At 69.6% G+C, this 237-nt stretch carries 1 protein-coding gene; it reads right to left on the reverse strand.

Annotation, left to right across the window (positions count from 1 at the left end; translation table 11 throughout):
- On the reverse strand, nucleotides 1-218 hold a 218-nt coding region (locus ACXN5W_RS30425; RefSeq protein WP_473161827.1), incomplete at its 3' end, for a tetratricopeptide repeat protein.
- Between the last annotated feature and the right edge of the window lie 19 nt (nucleotides 219-237).

The raw sequence follows: 237 nt of genomic DNA on the forward strand, positions 1-237 counted from the left end.
GGGTGGTTGGGGCCGAGGGCGGCGAGGCTGATGGTGAGGGCCTGTTCGTACTGGTCGCGGGCCTCGTCGAGCTGTCCCAGTTCCCGCAGCAAGCCGCCGAGGTTGTTGCGCCGGATCCCGATGTTGGGGTGGTTGGGGCCGAGGGCGGCGAGGCTGATGGTGAGGGCCTGTTCGTACTGGTCGCGGGCCTCGTCGAGCTGTCCCAGTTCCCGCAGCAAGCCGCCGAGGTTGTTGCGC

The organism is Plantactinospora sp. A48 (genome assembly GCF_055793945.1).